General features: G+C 73.7%; 7 protein-coding genes. 3 read left to right on the plus strand and 4 right to left on the minus strand.

The window, feature by feature from the left end:
• The 4 genes from CR470_RS34455 to CR470_RS34470 all read right to left on the minus strand — a co-directional run.
• The coding region (locus CR470_RS34455) for a protein kinase domain-containing protein (RefSeq protein WP_179892471.1) at nucleotides 1–1270 on the minus strand (1270 nt) is incomplete at its 3' end.
• 103 nt (nucleotides 1271–1373) lie between these two features.
• Nucleotides 1374–1661 (minus strand): hypothetical protein, encoded by a 288-nt coding sequence (locus tag CR470_RS34460; protein WP_097871359.1) that lies wholly within the window; start codon nucleotides 1659–1661, stop codon nucleotides 1374–1376.
• A 4-nt stretch (nucleotides 1662–1665) separates the two neighbouring features.
• Nucleotides 1666–2442, minus strand: a complete 777-nt coding sequence (locus CR470_RS34465; RefSeq protein ID WP_097871360.1) for a TetR/AcrR family transcriptional regulator — start codon at nucleotides 2440–2442, stop codon at nucleotides 1666–1668.
• A gap of 52 nt (nucleotides 2443–2494) precedes the next feature.
• Nucleotides 2495–3430 (minus strand): AurF N-oxygenase family protein, encoded by a 936-nt coding sequence (locus CR470_RS34470; protein ID WP_097871361.1) that lies wholly within the window; start codon nucleotides 3428–3430, stop codon nucleotides 2495–2497.
• A gap of 234 nt (nucleotides 3431–3664) precedes the next feature.
• Between CR470_RS34470 and CR470_RS34475 the strand changes: the two genes are divergently transcribed.
• The 3 genes from CR470_RS34475 to CR470_RS34485 all read left to right on the plus strand — a co-directional run bounded on the left by CR470_RS34475 (nucleotide 3665) and on the right by CR470_RS34485 (nucleotide 6867).
• Nucleotides 3665–4777 carry a ferritin-like domain-containing protein gene (locus CR470_RS34475; RefSeq protein WP_097871362.1) on the plus strand — a complete coding sequence of 371 codons (1113 nt, stop codon included), beginning with the start codon at nucleotides 3665–3667 and terminating at the stop codon, nucleotides 4775–4777.
• Nucleotides 4778–4948: 171 nt separating this feature from the next.
• The gene (locus CR470_RS34480; protein ID WP_097871363.1) at nucleotides 4949–5848 is read left to right on the plus strand and encodes an ADP-ribosylglycohydrolase family protein; all 900 of its coding nucleotides are present in this window, start codon (nucleotides 4949–4951) and stop codon (nucleotides 5846–5848) included.
• 149 nt (nucleotides 5849–5997) lie between these two features.
• Nucleotides 5998–6867 carry a hypothetical protein gene (locus CR470_RS34485; protein WP_097871364.1) on the plus strand — a complete coding sequence of 290 codons (870 nt, stop codon included), beginning with the start codon at nucleotides 5998–6000 and terminating at the stop codon, nucleotides 6865–6867.
• Nucleotides 6868–7110: the final 243 nt, after the last annotated feature.

The following is a 7110-nucleotide window of genomic DNA, read 5'->3' on the forward strand; positions in this document are numbered from 1 at the left end:
CGCTCAGAGATGTGTATAAGAGACAGGGTGGGGAGGGCAGGGCGGGCGGCAGCGGGTGGGCGGCCGGGGCGGGGGCGGCCTCCGGGGGCGCGGTGAGTTCGTGGGGGACGGCGAGCTGTGTCGTCGGGCGGTCGTTCCGCGGCGGCCGTGGCCCGGTGTTGAGGAACCGGGTGGTGCCCCGGTCCTCCCCGGTGTCCCCGTCGCCCGCGGACACCGGCGGGGCGGCGGGCTCCTGGGCCGTCGGGCCTTCCACGGACTCCGGGGCCGTCGCCACGACAGGAGCCGGGGCCGCTTCCGGCGCCTCCTCCGATGCCGCCTCCGGGCCCTCCTCGGGCGTCTCCGGGCCCTCCTCCGGCACCTCCAGGGCCAGGACCCGCGCCTCCTGGTCCGCGACCGCCGCCGCGAGCCGTTCGGGGAGCCAGCCGCCCCGGACGAGCCCCGCCGCGCCCTCCAGGGCCAGTTCGGCGGCGACCGTGCCGGCGGTGGGCCGCTCGGCCGGGTCCTTCGCCAGGCAGTTCGCGATCAGCTCGCGCAACGCCTCCGGTACGGCGTCGAGTCCGGGCTCGTCCCCGGCGATCCGGCGGGCCGCCTCCTCGGCCGGACCCTCCGTGAACGGGGTCGTCCCGGTCGCCGCGTACGCCAGCAGCAGCCCCAGCACGAACAGGTCGGAGGCGGCGGAGACCTCCTTGCCCTCGATCTGCTCGGGCGTCAGATAGCCCAGCCGCACCGACAGCTGGCCGCCCGGCCCCACCTCCGCCGACGCGGCGGCGCCCAGCGGGCCGAAGGCGGTGAGGCGGGGGCCGTCGGCGGCCAGCAGCACCGTGCCGGGGGCCAGCCCCTGGAGCACGGCCCCGGCGGCGTGCACCCGGGAGAGGATCTCGGCGATGCCCGCGCCCAGTATCCGCAGGGCCCGCTCGTCCAGTGGTCCGGCGATCCCGATCGCCTCGGCCAGCGGCAGCGCGGGGACGTAACCCGCCGCCGTCCACAGGGGTTCCGGCCCGTCCGCCGGGGCCTCCGGCTCCTCGCCGGTGTCCAGGGGCGGGGCCACCCAGCCGCCCGCGAGGCGTTCGGCGGTGCGCGCCTCGGCCTGGAAGCGGCGGCGGTACGCCGGTACGGCGGCCAGCTCGGGCCGCGCGGCGGTGATGAGGGCCACTTCGCCGGATGCGGTGTCCCGTGCCACGTACCGCACGGCGCTCGCGCCTTCGTGGAAGCGGGCCAGCGCGGTGAAGCGGCCGAAGCGGCGTGGATCGTCCTGACGCAGCGCCTCCATGGCGCACCCCCCTTGTGACCGTCTTTCGGCGACCGGGTGACCCGTCCTCCGGCGCCTGACCGTCGATCTTAGGGCCTGTGCCCCCCGGGCCGCCGCCCGCCGCTCAGTCGCGGCCCGGGGAGTTCGGGGGAGTCCTGGACCAGGGCCACTTGAGGGTGCGGTGCTCGCGGCCCCCGGGGGCGTACTCGTACACCCAGCCGCGCTGGAGCCCGAGCCGCTTGGTGTAGCCGGCCGGGACCCGCTGGTAGGCGTACACGGTGGCGGGGCCGCCGTCGGGGGAGGGCACCGGGACCTCGTACCACTTCGGGGGATGGCCGGTCGGGCCGAGCAGGATCGGCAGGACCCGGCCATCCAGGGGGCCGCCTCGGAAAGGGGTGTTCTCGCTCTTCACCCGGTCAGTCTGACGCAGCGGCGGCGGGCAGCAGGTGCGCCGCCTCCGCGACGACCGGAATCACCCGTTCCGCCAGCTGTCCGGCCGGGCCGTCGGCCCTCTCCAGGGCCAGCAGGTCGCTCACCACCGCCGCGGTCTCCGGGTCCGTGGCGGCGGTCGCGGCGAGCAGGGCGAGGAGATGGTCGACCAGCCAGCCGCGCAGCTCGGCCGCGGCCGGCCGCTTCCCGTCGTCCAGCCAGATCAGCGAGGCCGCCTCGACGGCGGCGATCCAACTGCGCACCATCATCCGCAGCCGCGGCCCGGCGGGCTGCTCCCCGGCCCCGCCCATCCGCCCGAGGTGGCGCAGGATCTCGTCGGCCGCCGCCCGTCGCACCCCGTCCACGATCGTCGTCGTGCGGGAGGTCTCCACGACGCTGCCGCCCCGCAGCAGGGCGCTGAACCCGGTGTCGTGCTCGTCGACGAAGCGCAGATAGCGGTCCAGTACCCGGGCGACCCGCTCGGTGGGCGGGCCCACCGGCGGTTCGGTGAAGCACAGCGTCAGCTCATCGGCCGCCGAGCCGAGCGCGGCCTCGTACAACTGCTGCCGCCCGCCCGGGAAGTAGCGGTAGACCAGCGGCCGGGACACCCCGGCCGCCACCGCCACCTCGTCGAGCGAGACCTCGTCGGGCGCCCGGTGGGCGAAGAGGCCGAGCGCGGCGAGCAGCAGCTGGGCGCGGCGCTCCTCGACGCTGAGCCTGCGGTACGTCGCCCGGGGCGGCGGGACTGCGGCGGTGGAGGTCATGCCTCTGAGCCTAGGCCCTGTCGATCGGGCGCCCTCCCCGTCCGCACGGCTTTCAGGCCAGCAGACCGGAGCTTCGCCACAGCCGGCGGCCGACGCCGTTCAGCAGCCCGATGTCGTCGAAGAAGTCGGTGAGCCGTTTCGCGCCGGACTGCATGACTTCCGCACGGTGGCCGCTCGCCTTCACCTGGGCGACGGCCTCGCGGCGGTCCAGGCCGACGTTCTCGTACACCTGCGGGTTCACGAAGCAGACGGAGAAGACCCGGGCCGCCTCGCCGCAGCTGACCTTGGTGAGCTCCCGCTCCCAGCGCGGGGCGGTCACCATCTGGCGGCGCAGCTCCTCCCGGGCGTACCGGACGTGCCGGGCCTCCTCGATCACGTGGATCCGGGTCACGCCGCGCACCAGGGTCTGCACCCGCTCGTCCGGGAAGGTCAGGCGCTGCATCCAGTCGAGGATCTCCTCGCCCAGCAGGGTCGCGGCGAACGAACCGGGGGTGGTGGAGACGGTCTTCAGGACCCGCGCCAGATTGTGGTAGACGCGCGGCACCGGATACGTCGGCGCGCCGCCCCAGTCGATCATGCGGCCGAACATCATCGAGTGCCGGCACTCGTCGGCTATCTCCGTGAGCGCGTAGCGGACGTGGTTGCTGGTCACCGGCTTGTCGTAGACGTGCCGGACCAGCAGCTGCATCAGGATGATCTCGAACCAGATGCCGAGCGAGGCCAGCGCGGCGGCCTCGTGCCGGGAGAGGTCCAGCCGCTGTTCCTCGGACATGCGGTCCCACATCGGGGTCCCGTACAGCGAGAGCAGTTCCGGCGGCCAGAACCACTTGCCCTCCTCGACGGCCGCGTCCCAGTCGAGTTCGGCGTCGGGGTCGAAGGAGTGCCTGGCCGAGGATTCGAGCAGCCGCAGGGCGACCTGCTCGCGGTCGCGGAGCGGGCCGAGTGCGTCGCGCGGCACGGTGACATCGCGAGCGGTGACGGGCGTCATGGCGGGAGCACCTCACACAGGGGTTACCGGGAACGGGAGTTACCGGCGGTCACCTCTTATGAGACTGCTTGTCAGCAAGGCCGTCAATCCCTTGGGCGCGACTCCGCACGACTTGTTGACTCGCTGTCTACCAACGTGTGAACCTGCCGGGAGGCGGCCGACGAGCGCTCAACTGCCTTCGGCCTCATGGAACTTGTCGATCGAGTCGAGCCATTCGAGGTGAAGGAGCCGCCCGTGTCCACCCATGACCTCTACACCACCCCGCCCACGGAGCCGACCTGGCAGGTCCCCGCCACCGGAGCCGCCCGGTTCAGCTGGGACTACGACGACGGCCGCGAACGCCTCCTCGCCCTCTACCAGAAGGGCAAGGACAAGCAGTGGGACGGCGACAAGCGCATCGACTGGTCGCTGGAGGTCGACCCCGCAGACCCGCTCGGCACCCCCGACGAGGCGCTCACCCTGTACGGCACCCCGCACTGGGCGAAGATGACGGAGAGGGACCGGGACGAGCTGCGCAAGCACTACACCTCCTGGCAGTTCAGCCAGTTCCTGCACGGCGAGCAGGGCGCGATGGTCTGTGCGGCGCGCATTGTGGAGTCCGTCCCCGACCTGGACGCCAAGTTCTACTCCGCCACGCAGACCATGGACGAGGCCCGGCACGCCGAGATCTACGGGCGGTTCCTGCACGAGAAGATCGGCATGCTCTACCCGGTCAACGACAGCCTCCAGGGGCTGCTGGGCGACACCCTGCGCGACTCCCGCTGGGACATGCCCTACCTCGGGATGCAGGTCCTCATAGAAGGCCTGGCGCTGGCCGCCTTCGGGATGATCCGCGACACCACGACCAAGCCGCTGCCCAAGCAGATCCTGGCGTACGTCATGCAGGACGAGGCCCGGCACGTCGCCTTCGGGCGGATGGCGCTGCGCGACTACTACAAGCAGCTGAGCGACGCCGAACTCCGTGAGCGCGAGGAGTTCGTCATCGAGGGCTGCTACCTGATGCGCGACCGGCTCAGCGGCGTCGAGGTCCTGGAGAACTTCGGCATCGGCAGGCAGGAGGCGAAGGACCTCTCGGAGCACTCCGAGTTCCTCCAGCTCTTCCGCAAGCTCCTGTTCAGCCGGATCGTCCCGTGCGTCAAGGACATCGGCCTGTGGGGCCCACGGCTCCAGAGGGCGTACGTCGACATGGGTGTCCTCGACCTCGGCGACTCCGACCTCGACCTGCTGATGTCCCAGGACGAGGCGATAGCCGAGGAACTGGACCGCGAACGCTTCGCCGTCGAGGAGCGAGCCCGGGTGGCGGAGGTCGCGGAGGCGATCGAGGAGGGCGCGGCCGACGCCGCCTGAGGAAACGTGGCGCGGCGGCGTCCGGCGGACCGGGACGGCCCGCCCCCTCGGCCCCGGCGGACCGACCGGGCGCGGTCCTGCCCCGGCCCCGGCCCCGGCCCCGCCCCGGCCCCGGGCTCGCGTGCCGATAATGGATGTACGCCACCGGGTCCCGGCGGTCACGATGCGGGCATGACGACGAACCCGCCCGCAGCCACCGCCGCCGGTCGCACCGCCGCCCGCCGCAGCCTCGAAGCCCTCGCGCTCGGCGACGCGTTCGGGGAGCGGTGGTTCCCGCTCTTCCGCGAGCCCCGGCGGGCCGCGAACGAGATCCGGGCCCGCCGCACCCCGCCGGAGCCCCTCTGGCACTGGACCGACGACACGGCCCTGGCGCTCGCCCTGCACCGTTCCCTCGACGAGCACGGACACGTCGACCAGGACCATCTGGCGCTCTGCTACGCCCTGGCCTTCGACGCCGACCAGGCGCGCGGCTACGGCCACGGCATGCACCTCCTGCTGCCCCGGCTGCTGGAGGCCCCGGCCGACTGGCGCACCCTGGCCCCCGGCCTCTTCGACGGCGGCAGCCTCGGCAACGGGGCGGCCATGCGGGTCGCGCCGCTCGGGGCCCGGTTCCACGAGAACCTGGACCACGTCGCGGCACAGGCCGCACTCTCGGCGGAGGTCACCCACGCCCACCCGGACGGCATCGCGGGCGCGGTGGCCGTCGCGGTGGCGGCGGCGCTCTCGGCGCGCGGCGAACTGACGCTGGACGCGGTGGCGGACCGCACGCCCGAAGGGCCGGTACGCGACGGAGTGCGGCGCGCCGCGCGGACGCCGTTCACCACGGAACCGTGGAAGGCCGCGGACCTCCTCGGAAACGGACAGCGCATCCGGGCCGACGACACCGTGCCCTTCGCGCTGTGGACAGCGACCCGCCACGGGGGCGACCTGGAGGCGGCGCTCTGGGCGACCGCGGAGGGCCTCGGCGACGTCGACACCACGTGCGCCATCACCGGCGGCGTGGTCGGGGCGGCAACGGGGACGGCCGGGGCGCCGGAGGTCTGGCTGCGCAGGCGCGAGCCGTTGGGCTGAGCGATGGGGGCGACCGATGGGAGGGGAGGGGAGGTGAGGAGAGGGGGGATGCGGTGGGCGGACAGGCTGCTCAGGGCCGATGCTCTCGACCTGATACCGATATCGGACGCGTCGAAATTCCGTTCGCAAACGTGTCGTACGGTGAGCGCATGACCACCCCGCCGCACCCGCCGCAGGGCCCGTACGGGCCGCCGCCCCCGCAGAACCCCTACGGCCAGAACCCCTACGGCGCGCCGCCGGCCGCGCCGGGGCCCGTGCCGAAGCAGCCCTACGGCTACCCGCAGCAGCCCCCGCCGCCCCAGCAGGGCGGCTGGGGTCAGCCCGGCATACCCGGTGGAGGCGGCCCGGGCGCGGCCGGCGGCTGGCCGCCCCAGGGCCCGCAGCCGCCGCGCGGGAAGCGGACCGGGCTCATCGTCGGAATCGCGGTCGGCGCGGTCGTGGTGGCGGGCGCGATCGTCTTCGGCGTCACCCAGCTCGCCGAAAAGGGCACCGACCTGGCGTACCCGAAGGCGGAGTACGAACTCCTCGTGCGGCAGAAGCTCCTGGACGGCGAGTTCAGCCTGGGCCGGGACCTGTCGGAGACCGAGGGCAAGGAGATCGAGGACACTCCCGACCCCAGCATCCGGGACGGCGAGGCGGTCGTCGCGCACTACGCGTCGGACAAGGGCGGCGCCCTGGTGCTCTCGGGGATGTACGGGCGGCTGGCCAGCCCCGCCTTCATGCGCGGCAAGATCATGGAGGGGGCGGCGGAGGCCGACGGCGCGAAGCTCGTCGTGCCCGCCAAGGAGTTCAGGCCCGAGGGGTACGACATCACGATCGAGTGCCAGATCGTGCAGTCGAACGAGGCCGGTGGCGTCGCGAACATCCCCATGTGCGCCTGGGGCGACGAGAACACCGCCGCGATGATCGCGCTGATCCGTCCGGAGAGCGTGCTCAAGGACGCCAAGTCCATCGACCTGGCGGCGGTCGCGGCGGAGACGGCCAAGGTCCGCGAAGAGGCCCGCGCGCCGATCGGCTGACCGGGGGCCGGAGACCGGGGACCAGGGGCCGGGGACCAGGGGCCGGGGACCGGGGACCAAGGGCCGGGGGCCGGGGACCAAGGGCCGGGGACCGGGGACCAAGGGCCGGGGACCAGGGACCAGCGACCGGAGAGCCCACCCGCTCCCGGAAGGGCGACGGGCCGTCAGGGCGTCGTGCCTGCCCCGCCGCCCCGCCGCTCCACTGCCCCTGTCTCTTATACACATCTCTGAGCGGGCTGGCAA

It is taken from the genome of Streptomyces sp. rh34 (assembly GCF_002551245.1).
Classification (GTDB): Bacteria; Actinomycetota; Actinomycetes; order Streptomycetales; family Streptomycetaceae; genus Streptomyces.